Origin of the sequence: Stenotrophomonas sp. ATs4, from assembly GCF_051861585.1 — a bacterium.
Lineage (GTDB): Bacteria > Pseudomonadota > Gammaproteobacteria > Xanthomonadales > Xanthomonadaceae > Stenotrophomonas > Stenotrophomonas maltophilia_AS.
Map to the genome: position 1 here is coordinate 201,721 of NZ_JBLYPK010000010.1, position 19,654 is coordinate 221,374.

Consider the following 19,654-nt stretch of genomic DNA (forward strand, 5'->3'; position numbering starts at 1 on the left):
CGCCGAAGTAAACAATTCCGTCATCGCCCGGACCTACCGTGCAGCGGTCCCCCTTCCCTGCATGGCCGCCCTCCGATGAACATCAGCCCCCTGGTCCTGGGAATCTCCCTGGCCTTGATATCCCTGCACGGCAACGCTTCTGCGCAGGACGCCCCCGTCCAGAACCAGGGCAGCGCCGACGCCGCAACGCTGGATGCGGTGGTGGTCACCGGTGCGGCACGCACCCAGCGTCGTTTCGATGCGTCCTTCGCGGTCAATTCACTCAGCCGCGAAGACGTGCAGAAACTCGCACCGAAAAGCTACGCCGACCTGCTCGGGTCCGTGCCCGGCATCCATGTCGAGGCCACCGGAGGCGAGGTGCAGAACATCACCCGGCTGCGCGGCATTCCCACCGATCGTGGCTTCATCGCCTTCCAGCAGGACGGCCTGCCGCTCTACCAGGAGCTGGATGGCCACTTCTTCAATTCCGGCGACGGCATGAACCGGTTCGACGTGATGAACCAGCGGGTGGAGATCGTACGTGGTGGCCCGGCGCCGATCTATGCGAGCAGTGGCGGCGCCATCGTCAACAACATCCTGGCCGAGGGCTCCGAAGAGACCCACGGCAAGGCCCAGCTGACCGTGGGTGACACCGGGCTGTACCGCGGCGAGATGTACCAGTCCGGCGCCCTCGGCAAAGACACCTTCTATGCAGTCGGTGGGTTCCTGCGCCAGCACGATGGCTACCGCGACAACGGCTTCCCGAACGACAAGGGCGGGCAGATCCGCGGCAACATCAAGCACTACTTCGACGACACCAGCTGGTTCAAGGTCAGCGGTACCTTCGTCGATGACCACAATACGTTCTACCTGCCGATCCCGGTCGCCGATCCGCGCAATCCCAGCGTTCCGCTGGACCCGTACATCGACTACTTCGACGGTACGCTGAACTCGCCGTCGCTGCGCAGTGTCAACCTGAAGTACCTCGATGGCGGCGGCGTCCTGCAGGGCATGAACCGCGACCTGGCTGATGGCCGGCACATGCGCTTCGGCAACATCGGCTTCCAGTACGAGAATACCGCCAGCGATTGGACGATCTCGCTGAAAACCGGCTACACCAAGGGCCGTAACACCTTCGACGCGCTGTACTCGACCACCAACCCGGTCGACGCACGCGCTTTCGCCAACGGCTATCTGGGTGCGGCCCGTACCGCCTTCGGTGCCGGCGTCGCGCGGATGGGCTACGCGCTGGCCGGCAGCAACGGGGCGAGCGCCTACGATCCCTATGCCGACTCCGGCCTGGTGATCTCGGCCCAGTACCGGGCCGCAGATTCGGACTTCTACTCCGGCCAGGCCGACGTCAGTGCGACGCGGCTGTTTGAAACGGCCTGGGGCAGCCACGATCTGAACATCGGCGCATACACAGCCTTCTTCGGCACCACGGCTCTCAGCCTGTACCAGGACATGCTGATGGAGATGCGCGGCAAGCCACGCCTGCTGGATCTGGTGGCCTACGGCAACGATGGCGCCCCGCTGGGCTATGTCACCGACAAGGGCACGCTGCGTTACACCACCACCCTCAATCGCGGCAAGGTCGATGCCCGCATGTTCGCGGTGTACGCCAATGACACGTGGACACTGACGGACCGCTTCAAGCTCGACGCCGGTATCCGCCATGAACGCTACCGCTATGAAGGCTATGCAGAGCAGACCGCGCAGGTCGACCTCGGCGACCGCAACACACTGGCCGACAACACCACGCGTCGGTTCACCGGTGTCGTCCAGAACCATCGCCTGGATCCGTCCGCGACCAACTGGACCGTGGGTGCGAACTTCGATTTCACCGCTTCGGTGGGCGCTTACGCCCGTGTGTCGCACATGGAGATCGTTCCCAACTCATCGGTGGCACGCTCGATCGATCCCACCATCGTGCAGACCCAGCTGGACCAGTACGAATTGGGCCTGAAGGCCGGATTCGGCCGGTCCTACCTGTACCTGACCGCGTTCTACACGAAGTTCGATCCACTCAACGCCTCGTTCGTGGCGTTCAACCCGACGACCGGCCGCAATGACCAGTCGGTGCCGTTCATCGGTACCGCCGTCTCCAAGGGCATCGAACTGGATGGGCTGTTCCGGCCGCTGGACTGGTTCAGCATCGCCGGCTCGATCACGATCAGCGATCCGCAGTACGACAGCCTGCAGAACGATTCCGGTGCCGATCCGGCTGCCGTCAACGGCAAGCAGATCGTTCGCGAGCCCAAGCTCTACGGCAACCTCCGCCCGACCTTCAGCTTCCAGCACGGCCAGGACCAGTTCGAGACCTGGTTGCGCTATGACGTGGTCGGCAAATCCTATGTTGATCTGTTCAACCAGACAGCGCTGCCTGCCTACCAGACCCTGGGCCTGGGCGTTTCATGGAAGCGCGGCAACTGGGGCGCACAGCTGGTGGGCGACAACCTCACCAATGAAAAGGGACTCACCGAAGGCAACACCCGCACCGATGCCCTGGCCGGACAGGGTTCGGCCGAGGCAATCTATGGACGGCCGCTGTTCGGCCGCAACGTCCGCCTGATGGTCAGCAGGAGCTGGTGATGCATCGACGACTTACCTTGTCCCTTGCCCTGTTCGCCACGGCAGCGCTGCCGCTTGCGGCGGCGGCCGACGACCGCGACAGCGCCGCGCTTGCCGCACGCTTGTTCCCGACCCTCATGCAGTTGAAGCCCGATACGCTGCCCGGTGATGCGCGCGCCCTCCTGGCTGAACGCACGCAGCAGCTGGCCCGCTGCCGGACCGCCACCTGCACGCTCGCGTCCGCACGCTGGACGCCCGCGCAGGCAGGCCTGTTGACCGCCGCGGCTCCCGCGCACGCCGAGGCCATCGAACGGGAGCTGGCGGGCCTCAACAACATTCTCTCCGTCTATGGCCAGGGCCAGCCGCCCCGCTACGACGCCATCGACGGCCCGGTCGGCGCAGCGGGCAGCACGCGACTGGCCGGCGACGTCGCCATTGCCATGCAGATGAGCGAGGTGGACGCCAGCGCGGCCTACACCGCCTTCGATCACAGCATCGCGGTGGCGGTAGGCCTGCTCGATGCCAATGACCGCCTCGATGCGATCCGTTTCGAGCCGATCAGCGCGGGGATGAACGCCGCGCCGTTTGCGCGTGCGCGGCAGCTCGATTGGAATGCGCATCCGTACACCGCGATCATCGTGCTGGGCCAGGGACCGGATGAACTGACCACCCCGCTCAGCGCCGGCAGCAAGCTGCGCCTGAAGGCGGCCGCGCAGCGATACGCGGCAGGTGATGCGCCCTTCCTCATCGTCTCCGGTGGTGCGGTACATCCGCGCGGCACCCGCAGCGTCGAAGCGGTGCAGATGCGCGAAGCGCTGATGGCACGCTTCGGCATTCCCGCAGATGCGATCATCATCGAGCCGTATGCCCGCCACACCACCACCAATCTGCGCAATGCAGCCCGGTTGCTGGCGGCCCTGCAGGCACCGCCGCGGCAACCGGCACTGGTGGTCAGCAGTCCGTCGCATATCGATTCGGTCGCCAGCAGCGCCTTCAGCGAGCGCAACCGCCATGAACTGGGTTACGTTCCGGGCAAGGTCGGTTCACGCGTTTCGCCCTACGCGATCCCGTTCGTGCCGGCTACCGAATCGCTGCGCATCGACCCGATGGATCCGCTGGATCCCTGACCCCCGCGACAGCATCTTCAGTAGCCGACCTTCAGCGTGAACATCACGTTTCGCGGGGCCCCGTACCAGCCCTGGTTGTAGAAGCCGATCTGCGAGTAGTAGTGGCGGTCAAACAGGTTGTTGATGTTGACCGCCGCCGACACATTGGAACTGAACTGATAGCGCGCCATCAGGTTCACCAGTGCGTAACTGGGCTGCTCCACCGGCACCCGGCGATTTCCGGGCGCGGTGGCGGTCTGGTACATGCGGTTCTGCCAGTCCACGCCACCGCCGATCGTCAGCCGGTCCCAGGCACCCGGCAGCCGCCAGGTGGTGAACAGCTTGAACAGGCTGCGCGGCTTGGCAGTGTTGATCGCACGGCCCTGCGCGTCCTGCGCGATGAAGGTGGTAAAGCTGGTGCCCAGGCTCCAGCCCGGCAGTGGTTCGCCGGCCAGTTCCAGTTCCAGGCCGTCCACGGTTGCGCCCTTCACCGCGCGGTAGGCCGCCTGCGTGCTGCCTTCGACCAGCCCGCCGGTGGCCTCGGCGAGATTGTCCTGCTGGGTGCGGAACAGCGCCGCCGACGCATTCAAGCGCTCCTGCAGCCAGCTGCCCTTGAGGCCCAGCTCATAGCTGCGGCCGCTGACCGGGTCGAGGATCTGCCCGGATTCGTTGCGGTTGTTCTGCGGCTTGAAGATACCGGTGTAGCTGGCGTAGGCGCTGCTGTAGCCGTTGAGGTCCCAGACCACACCGGCATAGGGCACGAACTCATTGCGGTACCGGTACTTGCGCTTGCTGCCGAAGTAGACCTGGTCGGTCTCCCAGTTGCTCAGGCGGCCACCGACGATCACATGCAGCGGATCCGCCAGCGACAGCCGCACCACCGCATAGGCACCGCTCTGCCGGTTGTCCAGATCATCGGCCTGGGTCTTGCTGCTGGCCCACACCGGCTCCGGCGTACCGGGCCCGTGCCAGTCCAGGTAGCTGGCCAACGGCGCCAGCGGCGCCAGCGCGCGGTACTGCCCCAGTGCGATCTCGTCGCGTGAACGCGACCAGCCGACGGACGCCGTGTGATGGCGGCCGAACAGCTGGAAGGGACCGGTCAGGCTGACACTGACCGCCTCGCGGCGCACCGGACCGTCGTAGCGGGTGAAGCTGTTGCCTGTAGGCATGGCGCCGGTAACCGGATCGGGATAGCCGCCCCGGTAGAGATGCTTCATCTCCATGTCGGTATGCGAGCGGCTGTAGGACACGCGCGCCTGCCAGTCGTTGCCGAAGCGATGGTTGAAATCGAAGAAGCCGTTGCGGGTATCGGTGGTCATCCGTGCCCACGGTGCGGTGGCCGATACCGAGCGGTCGAAGCGGGTACGCGTGCCGTCGGCGTTGAACAGCGCGAAGCCGCTACCGAAGCCACGATTGTCGTTGGCCTGGTAAGAGATACCGGCGATCAATCCGGTGTCCTCGCCCAGGTCCACGCTGACCACGCCGTAGAGCGTCTTCGCGGTGCTGTCCAGGCCAGCGGTGTAGCTGTCGCCCTCTGCCTGCGCGGCGACCACACGGCCACGCACACGCCCTTCCCGGCTCAACGGGCTGGACACATCCACCCAGGCGCGGCGCGCGTCCCAGCTGCCGAGGCTGATGCCGCCACTGGCAGCAACATCACGCAGCGGGCGCTTGCGCACGTAGTTCACCGCAGCCGACGGATTGCCGGCACCGGTCATCAGGCCATTGGCACCGCGCACGATCTCGATGCGGTCGTACACGACCATGTCCAGATTGTTCTCGCCGAAGTTCCATGGCGACAGCACCGGCATCACCACGCCATCGAACTGGTAGTTGTCGATGTCGAAGCCGCGTGCCGAGAACGAATAGCGGTTGGCATCACTGCGCGTGACCGAGATGCCCGGAGCAGTGGCCAGCGCATCGGCGGTGCTGAGCAGGCCACGATCCTCGATCTGCTGGCGGGTGATGACGCTGACCGACTGCGGCGTCTGCCGCGAGGTCAGCGACAGCCCAGTCGCCGTGCCCATGGAATCGGTGGTGTAGGAACGCGAGGTTTCGGTGCTGCCATCGAGGTCGGCCGTGACCTGCACGGTGGGCAGCTGCGAGGTCTTCGCGGCGGGAGCGCGCTCGGCGCCGTGGGCGGTATTGAACAGCGCCAGGGTCGTGCCGATGGCGGTTGCCAGGGCGCGCGGGCGGATACAGGCGGGCATGGGAGATCCAGCAGGAGGGAAAGGCTGGATGAGAATTATTGTCATTTGAGCGTGAGCGCACGTATGCGCGGACGCAGCAGATGTATGCGCGCTGCCGATGCTGATCCGGAGTCAGCGCAGCTGGCTGGGCGCGATGCCGTAGCGCGCACGAAACGCGGTCGCGAAATTCGTGGCGTGCCGGTAGCCGACGAAATGCGCGGCCTGCTGCACGCTGCAGCCCTGCCGCAGCTGCTCGCAGGCCAGTTGCAGGCGATGCTCGCGCAGCCAGCCGAACACCGAGCATTGATACACCTGCTGGAACTTCAGGCGCAGGCTGCTTGGGCTCATGCAGGCCAGGCGCGCCAGATCCTCCAGGCAATGGTCTGCGGCCGGTGCCGCCTGCAGGCAATCCATCACCCGCTGCAGCATGCGGCGGTCACGTGCTGAAACACGCAGGTCCGGCGACGCCTCCGGCGCGGGTGCGCCCAGCGCCAGGGCCAGCATCTGCAGGCCGATGCCCTCGCACAGCAGTGCATGCATCGCGCCCTGCCAGGTGCCCGACAGCAGCTGGTCGGCGGCGTGCTCGAGGTGCCCGGGGACCTGCCAACCACGCAACCGCGGGTGACCGGGGCGGCGCGCGGTGGACAGCAGCTCGCTGATCATCGGGTCGTCAATCCCGGCGGGTGCGTCCAACGAGACATTCAGGCTGCGCATCCGCTGCCCTGCGGGATGAATCGCGGTCATCGGCGCGGTCTCGGCCAGCACCATCGCGCCGGCACCCGGGCTCATGCCGATCACCGCCTGCCCGGCCAACCGCGCCCCTGCGCGTCCCTCCAGCATGACGATCGCCGAGAAGGCCGGCGGCGACTCCGAGGTTGCCTCGAACGGCTGATGCGCGATCACGTCCGACAGCGCCAGGGTCATGCCCGGGCGCAGGCGACGCTGCTCCACCCTGCCCTGCACCACGCACTGTTCACCCGACGCGTCCACTGACGCCAGTGCTGGCAAGCGATAGCGGAAGCCGCTGCTGCGACCCAGGCGATCGAGGTCGGCAAGGGTGAGGTTGAGCATGAGGGGCCTGCAGTGGATCGTCCGTCATTTTCATATGAGAACCGTTCTCATATCCAGCCCCTGCCGCAAGGCCCAATCCACCCTTGTCGATACAAATAGTTACGTTATAACATTTCACGTCATTTTCACGGATCGTGCCATGCGTCGTCACCTGCTTGCTGCTGCCATTCTGTTCGCCGTCCACACCGCCCAGGCCGCGGACGAGCCCACCCTCCCCACCCTCCAGGTCCAGGCCTCCCAGCCCTCGCGCATCGACAGCCGGGTCACCGTCGACAACCCGCAGGCGCAGAACCGCACCCTCGGCGGCCTGCTCGAACATGTCTCCGGCGTGCAGAACAGCGCCTTCGGCCCGAACGCAGGCGCTCCGGTCATCCGCAGCCTCAGCGGCAACCGCGTGCAGATCCTGCAGGATGGCCAGTCCATTCTCGGCATGAACGCAATCAGCGGCGACATCAACATCCCCTTCGATCCGCTGTTCGTACGCAGTGTCACCGTCAACAAGTCCTCCGACACAGTGCGCTATGGCGGCAATGCGATCGGCGGCAGCGTTGAGATCGATCCGGGCCTGATCTCGCGCAGCATGGAAGACAAGGACCAGTCGATGGAACTGGTCCTGCGCAAGGGCTTCAATGCCGCCGACGCGCAGGGCTTCCGCATGAACTTCAACAACCAGCGCAACCTCTCCACCAACCTGCAGGTTTCGCGCCAGCGCATCTCGCACTACGACATCCCCGGCAACAGCAAGGCCAGTGCCTGCAACACCCGCTTGTTCCCGCCGACCGGCGGCGTCAACTCGGCACTGGCCGACAGCTGCCAGAAGGAGGCGCGCGTCCAGCAGATCTACAACAAGGCCTCGCAGCCCTACATCGACCAGTTCATGACCGAGAACCCAGACTGGGCTGACGGTGATTTTTCGTTCTTCACCAACAACCCGACCTCGGTGTGGCAGCGCCGTACCTATATCAATCCGGTCAATCCTGCCTATGTCGCTGGCACGCCATCGTACGTGCAGAAGCAGATCAACAATGATGTGACGCCCGATTACCATCACCGATTGGGCAACAGCTACGCGCGCAACTCGCAGGTGGCGTTCGGTTCGACCCTGTTCTTCGACCGTGGCTACGTGGGGGTCAGCATCGATGCCAAGGACAGCGAGTACGGCGTTCCGGGGTTCTCGATGCAGAACCTGTCGTTCGGTTCCAACTACGCCAACGGGCTGCCGGTGGGGGTGGTGATCAAGCAGGAACGCTACGCACTGGAAGCCCTGCTGCGCGATCCGCTGCCGTGGCTCGAGCGCGCCGAACTGCGTGTCTCCAAGCTGGACAACACCTCGGGCGAGCGGCTGGGCGCCACCCGGGCCAATGACTACGACTTCGAGAGCACCCAGGCTGAGCTGCTGCTCAGCCATCAGCGCGTCGGTCCGCTCAGCGGCCTGCTCGGCTTCAGCCACCAGTCGCGTGATGTCACCGGCAGCGGCTCGCTACGCTACCTGCCTGACGTCGACACCCGCAGCAACGCGGTGTTCCTGAAGGAGACGCTGGACTTCGGCTGGGCCAGTTTCGACGCTGGCGTGCGCCACGAGCGCGTCGACCATGAACTGCAGTCGAGCCGCTTCAAGACCGCGCGCAATGCCGCCAACACGAAACTGCAGGACCGCGACTACCGGCTCAACAGCTACAGCCTGGGATCGTATGTCGAGCTCGGCCCATTGTTCGCGGCCAAGCTGCGCTACTCGTCCTCGCAGCGCGCACCAGAGATCAACGAACTGTATGCGAGCAACGCGCACTACTCGGTGATGACCCAGGAAGAAGGCAACCAGAACCTCGAGCCGGAACGCGCGAAGAACCTGGAACTGACCGGCCTGTTCCACCTCGGAGGGTTCGAGCTGTCCGCCACTGCTTACCGCATGAGATACGAGAACTATCTCTACCTTGGCTACTCCGGCCTGCAGACCGCCAACCGCCTGCCGCTGAAGTACTGGAAGCAGACCGACACCACGGTGAAGGGCTTCGAGATCGATGCCTCGCAGGCATTGGAGCTGGGCCGCTACGGCACGTTGAACGTCTCCGCCTTCGCTGACCTGGTGAAGAACAAGGCCGACCACCCCGATTCGCTGCGTGCCCACAATGACGGTGAGTACCTGCCGAACATGCCGACCAACCGCTACGGCGCCAACCTGCAGTGGCAACGCGAAGGATGGAAGGCGCAGCTTTCAAGCACCTACTACGACACGCAGAAGTACCTCGGCCGCAATGTCAGCGAGGAGGTGCCGCTGGATGCGTTCAATCTGGTCGACCTGCAGGTCAGCCGTGAGCTGCCGGTACGCAACAGCTACATCGCCGGCATGGAAGTGTTCGTCAACGGCAGCAACCTGCTCAATGAAGAAGCACGCCCGCACAACTCGCCGCTGAAGTACATCGCGCCGTTGCCAGGACGTGGCTTCCAGGTGGGTGTGACGGTGAAGCTTTGATCAGGGATTGAACGAAACACGCCTGCAGGTGAACTGCCTGCAGGCACCCTGGACCAGAATCCTGGCTGGTTGCGCCTCGCCCCCCCGCGTGATCCACCATCGGCAAAAAGGGAGATGGCGATGAAGCGGATGCGACTGGTTTCACTTGGGCTGTTGTTATCCATCTCGTCAGGCGCGAGCGCTGCGTCTGCAATCACCTACGACAAGGATGGCCGCTACGGCTATTCGATGAACCAACGCTCATTGACCGCGGCGATGCAGCAGTCGCTGCACTATTGCGCAGCGCGATCGCGCAATTGCGGTGAGTCCGCCAGTACCGCAAGCGAAGGCTATTCGGCCATTGCCACAGGCACGATTGCGTTGGGCTTTGCACTGGCTGAGAAGACGCCGGACGCCGCGCAGAAGAAGGCAGAGAGAATGTGCAGGGAGCGCGCCAACGATTGCGCGCTTGTCCTGTTGTGGCGGGAAACGCAGCCTCGCGATCTTGAACCGCCAGTACTCCCTGCGCCCGCTGCAATGCCCGCGTCCCCTACCCGTTCGCTGCACATGATCAGCACTGCCGAGTAGGCATGCGCAATTCGGCACAGGTCTGCCCTTCCGAGCACCAGATAAAGAAAAACGCCTGCAGATCGAGGATCTGCAGGCGCTTCTTTGTATCTGGCGGAGTGAGAGGGATTCGAACCCTCGATAGAGCTTTTGACCCTATACTCCCTTAGCAGGGGAGCCCCTTCAGCCGCTCGGGCATCACTCCGGGGTTTTTACCGCGTCTGGTGCGTTGCACCTCAGCGGGGCGTGAATCATAACGTTAATCGAGTGCGAAGGTAAAGCGTTATTCGGCAGAATTTTCGCTACCGGTGCCACCGGCTTCGTCACCACGCTGGATGCGCTGGTAGATCTCTTCGCGATGCACAGCGACGTCCTTCGGCGCGGTGATGCCGATACGCACCTGGTTACCCTTGACGCCGAGCACGGTGACGCTCACCGAGTCACCGATCATCAGGGTTTCGCCGACGCGGCGAGTGAGGATCAACATTTTTGTAAGTCTCCATGGAACCGTGTGGAAGGGTATCCCCCACCGGCTTGACGCTCCGTCAAGAAGCGCTACCACGACAAAGGGAAAAGATTCGCAATGGTACCGTCAGCCGTCCCGCTCCTACAAGGAGGGGGACGGCGCGGTTCATCACAGGCGGGGGCTGACCCATTCGACGACGGCAGCCAGCGCAGTGGCAAGGGCGGGCCCGTCCTCGCCACCACCCTGGGCGAGGTCCGGGCGTCCGCCGCCCTTGCCCCCGATCTGACCGGCGATATGGGACAACAGTTCCCCGGCCTTGACCTTGCCCATTGCGCTGCCGTTCACACCCGCAACCAGGGCGGCCTTGCCATCCTGGGCGCCAGCCAGCACGATCACCGCGTCGCCCAGCTGCTGTTTCAGGCGGTCCATGGCGTCACGCAGGGCCTTGGCGTCGAAGCCTTCCAGGCGGGTGGCCAGCACCTTCACGCCGGCAACCTCGACGGCCTGGCTGGACAGATCGGCCGTGGCACCGGCGGCAACCTTGGCCTTCACGGCCTCCAGTTCGCGTTCCAGCTGCTTCTGGCGCTGGCCGAGGGCACGGATCTTCTCGACCACGTCGGCGGCGCTACCGCCGAGAAGTTCAGCGGCGTCGGCCAGACGAGCCTCTTCGGCATCCACGTAATCCAGGGCGCCCTGCCCCGTGACGGCTTCGATGCGGCGCACGCCGGCGGAGACGCCGCCCTCGGAGGTGATCTTGAACAGGCCGATGTCGCCGGTGCGGTTGACGTGGGTGCCACCACACAGCTCGGTCGAGTAATCGCCCATCTTCAGCACGCGCACGTGCTCGCCATATTTCTCGCCGAACAGGGCCATCGCGCCGAAGTCCAGCGCTTCCTGCATGCCCATGGTGTGCACTTCGGCGGCGTTGTTGGCGCGCACCTGCTGGTTGACCTTGCGCTCGATCACGGCCAGTTCTTCCGCACTGATCGGCTGGAAGTGCGAGAAGTCGAAACGCAGGCGGTCCGGCGCGACCAGCGAGCCCTTCTGCTGTACATGGGTGCCCAGCACTTCGCGCAGGGCGGCATGCAGCAGGTGGGTCGCGGAGTGGTTGAGGATGGTGGCGCCGCGACGCTCGCCATCGACCTGGCCGGAGAGCACGTCGCCCACCTTCAGGCCGCCTTCGGACAGGGTGCCGACGTGGCCATGGAACTGGCCGGCGAACTTCTGGGTATCTTCCACCACCAGGCGCACGCCGTTACCGGTGAGTACCCCGGTGTCGCCGACCTGGCCGCCGGATTCGGCGTAGAACGGGGTCTGATCGGTGATCACGATGGCCGCATCACCGGCATTGGCCGACTGCACCGGACGACCATCCTTGAGCACCGCCAGCACGGTCAGGCCATCGGCCTGCAGGCGGTCGTAGCCAAGGAACCGGGTCGGGCTGAGGGTTGCCACCAGATCCGCCGGCAGGGTCACCCCGCCGCCGAACTTGCCGGCCGCACGCGCGGTCTCGCGCTGCTGTTCCATCGCGGCATCGAAACCGGCAATGTCGACAGTCAGATCGCGCTCGCGGGCGATGTCCTGGGTCAGGTCGAGCGGGAAGCCATAGGTGTCGTACAGGCGGAACGCGTCAACACCCGGGATCACGCCATTGCTGGCCTTGCCGGCCACGTCCTCGAAAATCTTCATGCCGGCATCGAGGGTTTCAGCAAAACGCTCTTCCTCGGCCTGCAGCGCACGGGTGACGGTGTCCACCGCCGCCGGCAGTTCCGGATAGGCTTCGCCCATCTGTTCGACCAGAGTCGGTACCAGCTTGCTGAAGAACGGCTGGCGCACGCCCAACATCCAGCCATGGCGCAGGGCGCGGCGGATGATACGGCGCAGCACGTAACCACGCCCTTCGTTGGACGGCAGCACGCCGTCGACGATCAGGAACGAGCAGGCACGGATGTGATCGGCGATCACGCGCAGCGACTTGTTCTCCAGGTCGGCGGTGCCGGTCAGCTCGGAGGCCTTGCGGATCAGCGCCTGGAACAGGTCGATTTCGTAGTTGGTGTGGACGTGCTGCAGGATCGCCGCCAGGCGCTCCAGGCCCATGCCGGTATCCACGCACGGTGCCGGCAGCGGCACCAGCGTGCCGTCGGGCTGGCGGTCGAACTGCATGAACACCAGGTTCCAGATTTCGATGAAGCGGTCACCGTCTTCATCGGGGGAACCCGGCGGGCCACCGGCGATGTGGTCACCGTGGTCGTAGAAGATCTCGGTGCACGGGCCGCACGGGCCGGTGTCGGCCATCTGCCAGAAATTGTCCGAGGCGTACGGTGCACCCTTGTTATCGCCGATGCGCACGATGCGCTCTTCCGGGATACCCACCATGTCGCGCCACAGCGCGTAGGCTTCGTCGTCCGTCTGGTAGACGGTGACCAGCAGGCGATCAGCCGGCAGCTTCCAGACCTGGGTCAGCAGCTCCCACGCCCAGGCGATCGCATCCTTCTTGAAGTAGTCGCCGAAGGACCAGTTGCCCAGCATTTCGAAGAAGGTGTGATGACGTGCGGTGTAGCCGACCTGGTCCAGATCGTTGTGCTTGCCACCGGCACGCAGACAGCGCTGCACGTCAGCCGCGCGCACGTAGCTGCGCTTCTCCGCGCCAAGGAACACGTCCTTGAACTGCACCATGCCGGAGTTGGTGAACAGCAGGGTCGGATCATTGCCCGGCACCAGCGGCGCCGACGGCACGATGGTGTGGCCTTTGCCCTTGAAGAATTCAAGGAAGTCGCTGCGGATCTGGGAGGTCGTGAATTTGGCGGATGCGTTCATTGGGGGCTGGCAGTCGGCGGGCCGGCGGACCGGGACCACCGGCCGCAATGGCCAGGGTCGCGCGGGACCGCCGAAAACCTAAAGGGTAGCAGGCCCGGCGCCGCCAGTCTCAGTCATCCGGGTCGTAACGGGTCGCACGGCGGATGCTGTCGCCGTCGAAGCCCCGCCGGGCCAGAAGATCGGCGGCCTTGCGCCGCTGTGCCAAGTCCTGCGGGCCGGCATCGCCAAAGCGGCGGCGGATCAGGTCGCGGGCGTTTTCCTGCCAGTCGCCTTCATAACTGTCCATGGCCGTAGCGATCGCCGCGCTATCCAGACCATGGGTACCAAGCTCCGCGCGCACATGGATCGGCCCATAGCCGGTATTGGCACGCATCCGCACCAGGTTCTCGGCAAAACGGGTGTCATCCTGCCAGCCGGCTTCGGTCAGCTTGGCAACAGCAGCCTGCGCTGCTTCGCCCTCAATGCCCCGGGCGGTCAACTTGCGGGTGAGTTCCTTGCGCGAGTGTTCACGGCGGACCAGCAGGCCCAGCGCCCGTTGTACGGGGGTCTGCTCACGCGGCCGGCGCTTGCGGCCTGTGGAAATGTCTTCGGCGTCGGACATCGGTGCTCCAAGGGTGGCGCCGTCCGTGGCGCCCTGCCCGTCCATGGGCGATTCGAACCTGCGGAGCAGGGCGACGTCACTGACGGCGCCGCCCTGCCCCACAGCAAGCCTTATTCGTCGTCGCCTTCGTCGTCGCCCTCTTCGCGGGCAGCTTCAGACGGCTGGAACTTCTCACGCAGCTCGGCTTCGAGCTTGGCGGCGACGGTCGGGTTGTCGCGCAGGTAGCCACGGGCGTTGTCCTTGCCCTGACCGATGCGCTCTTCGCCGTAGCTGTACCAGGCGCCGGCCTTCTCAACCAGCTTGGCATCCACGCCCATGTCGATCAGTTCGCCTTCGCGGCTGATGCCTTCGCCATACAGGATCTCGGTGATGACCTGCTTGAACGGCGGCGCCAGCTTGTTCTTGACCACCTTGATCTTGGTCTGGTTGCCGATGATCTCGTCGCCCTTCTTGATCGCGCCGATACGGCGGATGTCCAGGCGCACCGAGGCATAGAACTTCAGCGCATTGCCGCCAGTGGTCACTTCCGGGCTCTGGCCCGGCATCATCACGCCGATCTTCATGCGCAGCTGGTTGATGAACACCACCAGGGTGTTCGAGCGCTTGATGTTGCCGGTCAGCTTGCGCAGCGCCTGACTCATCAGGCGGGCCTGCAGGCCCGGCAGCTGGTCACCCATCTCGCCTTCGATTTCGGCCTTGGGGGTCAGTGCGGCGACCGAGTCGATCACCAGGATGTCCACCGAGCCCGAGCGAACCAGCATGTCCGCAATTTCCAGCGCCTGCTCACCGGTGTCCGGCTGCGACAGCAGCAGGTCGTCCACGTTGACGCCCAGCTTGGCGGCGTAGATCGGATCCAGCGCATGCTCGGCATCGATGAAGGCGGCGGTGCCGCCCAGCTTCTGGCACTCAGCGATGGCCTGCAGGGTCAAGGTGGTCTTGCCCGACGACTCCGGGCCGTAGATTTCAACGACGCGTCCCTTCGGCAGACCACCAATGCCCAGCGCGATGTCGAGCATCAGCGAACCGGTCGGGATGGCTTCGACAGGTTCGACCACACGGTCGCCCATGCGCATCACCGAACCCTTGCCGAACTGCTTTTCGATCTGGCCCAGAGCTGCAGCGAGGGCGCGCTTCTTGTTCTCGTCCATCGGATTGGTCCTTGCAGAGGTCGTGTCGTTGGAGGTGCTGTCTTTGGGGGTCTTCTTTGCCATGGGTTCACTTTAAGTCGGACGTATCGCACAGGCTGAGATTCTGCCCGGCGCTCTGAAAAGAATTATCGGACATCCGTACCAACCTCAGTAGAACCAGAGAATCGCCACAAAAGACCGCGGAGTAATGCGCTATGGAACAGGTCAACGGTTGGGCCGCAGCAGACCGCAATAGAGGCCTTCGATCGAGAAGTCCTGATCCGGCAGCACCTCGATCGGCTTGTAATCGGGGTTGCGCGGAAGCAGGCGGATCCGGTCCTTGGCGATCTTCAGCAGCTTGACGGTGATCTCGTCATCGATGCGAGCCACCACGATCTGCCCGGAATGGGCGTCGCGGGTGCGGTGCACGCCGATCAGGTCACCGTCGAAGATGCCCTCGTCGATCATCGAATCGCCCTGCACCTTCAGCAGGTAATCCGGCGCCGGCGAGAAGAACACCCGATCCAGCACCACGAAATCGTCCGAGCCGATGTCGGCGCCGATCGGCAGGCCCGCTGCGACCCGGCCCAGCACCGGCAGGCGCAGGACGCTGTCGGGCAGACCCGGCTCCGCCAGCGTCTCCAAGGGTGGCGCCTGCACCAGGCGGATGCCGCGGGCCTGGCCGGGGATACGACGGATCGCACCGGCCTGCTCCAGGGCTTCCAGGTGGTACTGGGCCGCGCGGACGCCCTTGAAGCCGAATGCGCGTGCGATTTCAGTCTGCGACGGCGGTGCGCCTTCGCTCTCGATACGCTCGGCGATCAACTGCAGGATCGCCTGCTGGGTGTCGGTCAGGTCCATGGTTAGTAGTATTACTACTAACATGCGGGACTGCAAGTGCCGGAAACGACATGGGGTGGTGCGGGCCTGTTGGGCCGAGGCATGCTCGGCAAGCGTCGCCGGGCATGGGCTGGCACCAGGAGCAAAGGCAGCCGACCAGCGGTCGGCTCTACAGGAATCGCGGTTCCCGCTGGGAACCGCTGCGGTAAGCACGCTAGGCGTGCTTACCGCTTCTCCAGATCGAAAACAGGATCCACACGCCGCAGAAGCCTGCGCCGATGAAGCCACACACGCCCAGCGCCAGCAGCCAGCGGCTGGAAACCCCACCGACGCTGTGCATCACGATCGACGAACCGATGATCAGTGCGGCGGTGACAATGCCCATCACCAGTCGATTCGCCGCGCGGTTGACCTGTTCGCCGAAGCCCTGCAGCGCCGTCGTTTCCACCTTCAGCTGCAGACGGCCGCGACGCGCGGCCTGGACCAGCTTGCGCAGGTCGCGCGGTAGTTCGCCAGCGAAGTCGACCAGGCCCAGCAGGCTGCGCCGGCCCCGCTTCAGCAGCGCCTTGGGCGCATAGCGTTGCAGCACCACCCGCTCCAGGAACGGGCGCGCGGCACTGGCCATGTCGAAATCCGGGTCCAGCTGCCGGCCCATGCCTTCCAGTGTCAGGAACGCCTTGATCATCAACGCCAGGTCAGCCGGCAGGGTCAGGCTGTAGCTGCGCAGCAGCTGGGTGATGTCGCCCAGCATCAGGCCGATGCGCAGATCCTTCAGCGGCACGCCGCGATACTGATCGACGAACTGGCTGATGTCGTGCTGCAGCCGGTTTTCGTCCACTTCCACGCCACCGGCCCAGTCCAGCAGCACGTCGGCCACGCCCTGCGGGTCCTGCTCGACCAGCCCGTGCAGCAGCTGCGCGACCTGGAAGCGGCGCACTTCCGACAGCGCGCCGACCATGCCGAAATCGATCACACCGATGCGGCCGTCTCGCAGGTAGATGATGTTGCCCGGATGCGGATCGGCGTGGAAGCTGCCGTCCTCCAGCACCATCTTCAGCACGATGTCGGCGCCACGCCGCGCCAGCTCGCGCCGGCCCAGCCCTGCCGCATCGACGCCGGCCAGGTCACGGCCAGGAATGCCGTCAACAAAGTCCTGCACGTTCAGGCTCTCGCAGGTCCACTGCCAGTGCACGTTCGGAATCAGGATGTCGTCGCGGCCTTTGAAGTTGCGCGCGATGCGCTCGGCATTGCGGCATTCAGCGGCGAAATCCAGTTCGCGGCGCAGCGATACGGTGAACTGCTGCACGACCTCAGCCGGTCGATAGCGACGCAGGTCCGGCAGACGTGCTTCAACGATCTCGGCCAGGCGGGCAAGCAGCCGCAGGTCGGCCTCGACCACATCGCGGATACCAGGGCGGCGCACCTTCAGCACTACCTCGCGACCATCATGCAGGCGCGCGCGGTGGGCCTGCGCCAGCGAGGCGGCGGCCATCGGGGTTTCATCGAGAAAAGCGAACACGTCCTGTGGAGACGCACCAAGATCGGCTTCAAGCTGCTCGCGGATATCCGCGTATGGCAGCGCCGGCACCGCATTCTGCAGCTCAGAGAGCTCGGCGATCCATTCCGGCGGGAGCAGATCAACGCGGGTCGCAAGTACCTGGCCGAGCTTGACGAAGGTCGGGCCGAGATCCTGCATCGCGCTGCGCACACGCACTGGCGCGGTCATCCGCAGCAGTTCCTGCCGCTCCTCGTTCCAATGCAGAAGGCGCCCTGCCCGCTCCAATGTGCTGGCCAGGCCAATGCGCCGCACCACGTCGCCGAAGCCATAGCGGATCAGGACGACGGCGATTTCCTGCAGTCGGCCCAGGTCACGGACGGTGCCCAGCGTTTCCCACATCATGCGTGCTCCGGACAATTACCGGAGCAGCATGTCACAGCTGGGCGTCGATACCGCGCAATGCTGCCGCCACGGTTTGCCGGCGGATGGTTTCGCGGTCACCATCGAACTGGAACAGCTCGGCGCGGGCGTAGCCGCCCCGGCGCTTCCAGCCGATCCAGACGCTGCCAACCGGCTTGTCCGGGCTGCCGCCACCGGGACCGGCGATACCGGTCACCGCCACGGCGATGCCGGCGCCGGAGTTGACCAGCGCACCGGACACCATTTCCAGCACGGTTTCGCGGCTGACCGCGCCGAACTGCTCCAGGGTCTGCGCGCGCACGCCGAGCAGGCGCTGCTTGGCTTCGTAGCTGTAGACGACCATGCCGCAGTCGAAGAACGCCGAGGAACCGGCGATGTCGGTCATGCACTTGGCGATCCAGCCGCCACTGCAGCTTTCGGCGGTCACCAGCTGCAGCGAGGCCTGCTGCAGGCGCTGCCCGAGCGCGGCGGACTGGGCATTGAGATCGGCGTCGGTAGGAGTGGACATCGGCATGATCGTGGGGTGAAGAACCTGCACGTTGTACCGCAGATGACAGTTGGATGTCGCGCGCCACGACGTAGCAGCTGCCGGCCAGCGGCCGGCACTACCTGGCAGGGCCGGGCATGACCCGGCGCGACCTCACCACTCCGGCAGCTTTTCCGGCAGCAACGCCCGGATCGGCGCGCCGTCGGCACTGGCGGCCAGCTTTTCGGCTTCGGCAATGGGCAGGTCGACCTGCAGCAGCCAGCCGTCTTCATCGGCCTGCTCGCTGCGGATCACCTCCAGCTGGTGCAGGCGCGCGCGCAGGCGCCCTGCATCCGGCGGCAGGCGTAGTTCGCCGGTGACATGCTGCAGCCCCAGGCGTTTGCCGAGCACGGCCTGCAACAGCTCGATGCCCTGCCCGTCGCGTGCGGAAATCCATACCCGCTCACGCCGAGATTCATCCGGCACGCCGTCCTGGCCATCGTGGCGCACTTCGGCACCCTCGATGCGGTCGATCTTGTTGAACACCAGCAGTTGCGGCAGGTCGCCGGCGCCGACGGCTGTCAGCACTTCGTCCACCTGGGCGATGCGCTCCTCGCGATGCGGATCAGCGGCATCGACAAGGTGCAGCAGGAAATCTGCTTCGCGCGCTTCAGACAGGGTCGAGCGGAACGCGGCCACCAGGTCATGCGGCAGGTCGCGAACGAAACCGACCGTGTCAGCCAGCACCACGTTGCCACCGGGCACGGCAATGCGGCGCACGGTCGGGTCCAGCGTGGCGAACAGCTGATCGGCGGCATAGGCCTCGGCGCCGGTCATCGCGTTGAACAACGTTGATTTGCCCGCATTGGTGTAGCCGACCAGGGCCACGCGCGGCAGTTCGCTGCGCACACGCGCACGGCGCATCTGGGTGCGCTGCACCTCGACCTTTTCCAATCGCTTCTGCAGCTGCTCGACCCGCTTCTGCAACAGGCGGCGGTCGGTTTCCAGCTGGGTTTCACCCGGGCCGCGCAGACCGATCGAACCACCGCGCTGGCGCTCCAGATGGGTCCAGCCGCGCACCAGCCGCGTCGCCATATGGCGCAACTGGGCCAGTTCGACCTGCAGCTTGCCCTCATGGCTACGCGCTCGCTGGGCGAAGATATCCAGGATCAGTCCGGTACGGTCGATCACCCGGCGCTCCAGGAAACGTTCCAGATTGCGTTCCTGGCCCGGGCTCAACGCATGGTTGACCAGGATCAGGTCGGCACCGCTGGCATCGGCCGCTGCCTTGATCTCATCCAGCTTTCCGCTGCCGATCAGGGTCGAGGGGTTGGGGCGATCCAGGCGCGCAGTGATGGTGGCAGCAATGCTGGCCCCGGCAGAGCGGGCCAGATCGCCGAATTCTTCCAGCACATCGTCTTCCAGCTTGCCAAAATGCGGCTGGATCAAGAGGGCGTGTTCGCCCTTTTTCGAGCGGTCAAACATTC

The 19,654-nt window shown here is 65.1% G+C and carries 14 protein-coding genes and 1 tRNA gene; 4 read left to right on the forward strand and 11 right to left on the reverse strand.

Annotated elements, in window-relative coordinates:
- The first annotated feature begins 75 nt into the window (after positions 1–75).
- The gene (locus ABR323_RS18090) at positions 76–2,571 is read left to right on the forward strand and encodes a TonB-dependent receptor (protein ID WP_439450285.1); all 2,496 of its coding nucleotides are present in this window, start codon (positions 76–78) and stop codon (positions 2,569–2,571) included.
- Positions 2,571–3,677: a YdcF family protein gene (locus tag ABR323_RS18095; RefSeq protein WP_439450286.1), complete on the forward strand. Its 1,107-nt coding sequence runs from the start codon at positions 2,571–2,573 to the stop codon at positions 3,675–3,677. The genes ABR323_RS18090 and ABR323_RS18095 overlap by 1 nt, the downstream gene beginning before the upstream one ends.
- Positions 3,678–3,694: 17 nt before the next feature.
- Here ABR323_RS18095 and fauA read toward each other — a convergent pair whose 3' ends face one another.
- Together fauA and ABR323_RS18105 are read right to left on the reverse strand one after the other, a co-directional pair.
- On the reverse strand, positions 3,695–5,866 hold the full coding sequence (gene fauA / locus ABR323_RS18100; RefSeq protein WP_439450287.1) for a TonB-dependent alcaligin siderophore receptor FauA: 2,172 nt from the start codon (positions 5,864–5,866) through the stop codon (positions 3,695–3,697).
- A gap of 111 nt (positions 5,867–5,977) precedes the next feature.
- Entirely contained in the window at positions 5,978–6,916 is a 939-nt protein-coding gene (locus ABR323_RS18105) for a helix-turn-helix transcriptional regulator (RefSeq protein ID WP_439450288.1), read from the reverse strand.
- Positions 6,917–7,055: 139 nt separating this feature from the next.
- Between ABR323_RS18105 and ABR323_RS18110 the strand changes: the two genes are divergently transcribed.
- Both ABR323_RS18110 and ABR323_RS18115 read left to right on the forward strand, forming a co-directional pair.
- Entirely contained in the window at positions 7,056–9,386 is a 2,331-nt protein-coding gene (locus tag ABR323_RS18110) for a TonB-dependent receptor (protein ID WP_439450289.1), read from the forward strand.
- A 120-nt stretch (positions 9,387–9,506) separates the two neighbouring features.
- Entirely contained in the window at positions 9,507–9,953 is a 447-nt protein-coding gene (locus ABR323_RS18115) for a DUF4189 domain-containing protein (protein WP_439450290.1), read from the forward strand.
- A 91-nt stretch (positions 9,954–10,044) separates the two neighbouring features.
- On the opposite strand, the gene ABR323_RS18120 is transcribed toward ABR323_RS18115, so the two are convergent.
- From ABR323_RS18120 to hflX, 9 genes are all read right to left on the reverse strand, one after another.
- Positions 10,045–10,137: transfer RNA gene (locus tag ABR323_RS18120), tRNA-Ser, on the reverse strand.
- A gap of 78 nt (positions 10,138–10,215) precedes the next feature.
- A complete protein-coding gene (gene csrA / locus ABR323_RS18125) occupies positions 10,216–10,419 on the reverse strand; it encodes a carbon storage regulator CsrA (protein ID WP_004152909.1) in 204 nt (67 codons plus the stop codon).
- A gap of 147 nt (positions 10,420–10,566) precedes the next feature.
- Positions 10,567–13,215 carry an alanine--tRNA ligase gene (alaS, locus tag ABR323_RS18130; RefSeq protein WP_439450291.1) on the reverse strand — a complete coding sequence of 883 codons (2,649 nt, stop codon included), beginning with the start codon at positions 13,213–13,215 and terminating at the stop codon, positions 10,567–10,569.
- A 109-nt stretch (positions 13,216–13,324) separates the two neighbouring features.
- The gene (recX, locus tag ABR323_RS18135) at positions 13,325–13,816 is read right to left on the reverse strand and encodes a recombination regulator RecX (RefSeq protein ID WP_439450292.1); all 492 of its coding nucleotides are present in this window, start codon (positions 13,814–13,816) and stop codon (positions 13,325–13,327) included.
- A 110-nt stretch (positions 13,817–13,926) separates the two neighbouring features.
- Positions 13,927–14,964, reverse strand: a complete 1,038-nt coding sequence (recA, locus tag ABR323_RS18140) for a recombinase RecA (RefSeq protein WP_439450304.1) — start codon at positions 14,962–14,964, stop codon at positions 13,927–13,929.
- A 204-nt stretch (positions 14,965–15,168) separates the two neighbouring features.
- Positions 15,169–15,804: a transcriptional repressor LexA gene (gene lexA, locus ABR323_RS18145; protein WP_135273111.1), complete on the reverse strand. Its 636-nt coding sequence runs from the start codon at positions 15,802–15,804 to the stop codon at positions 15,169–15,171.
- 193 nt (positions 15,805–15,997) lie between these two features.
- Complete coding sequence (gene ubiB / locus ABR323_RS18150; RefSeq protein ID WP_439450305.1) at positions 15,998–17,680, reverse strand: 2-polyprenylphenol 6-hydroxylase; 1,683 nt, start codon at positions 17,678–17,680, stop codon at positions 15,998–16,000.
- A gap of 34 nt (positions 17,681–17,714) precedes the next feature.
- The gene (locus ABR323_RS18155) at positions 17,715–18,209 is read right to left on the reverse strand and encodes a CinA family protein (RefSeq protein ID WP_135273110.1); all 495 of its coding nucleotides are present in this window, start codon (positions 18,207–18,209) and stop codon (positions 17,715–17,717) included.
- 132 nt (positions 18,210–18,341) lie between these two features.
- A complete protein-coding gene (hflX, locus tag ABR323_RS18160; RefSeq protein ID WP_135273109.1) occupies positions 18,342–19,652 on the reverse strand; it encodes a ribosome rescue GTPase HflX in 1,311 nt (436 codons plus the stop codon).
- Positions 19,653–19,654: the final 2 nt, after the last annotated feature.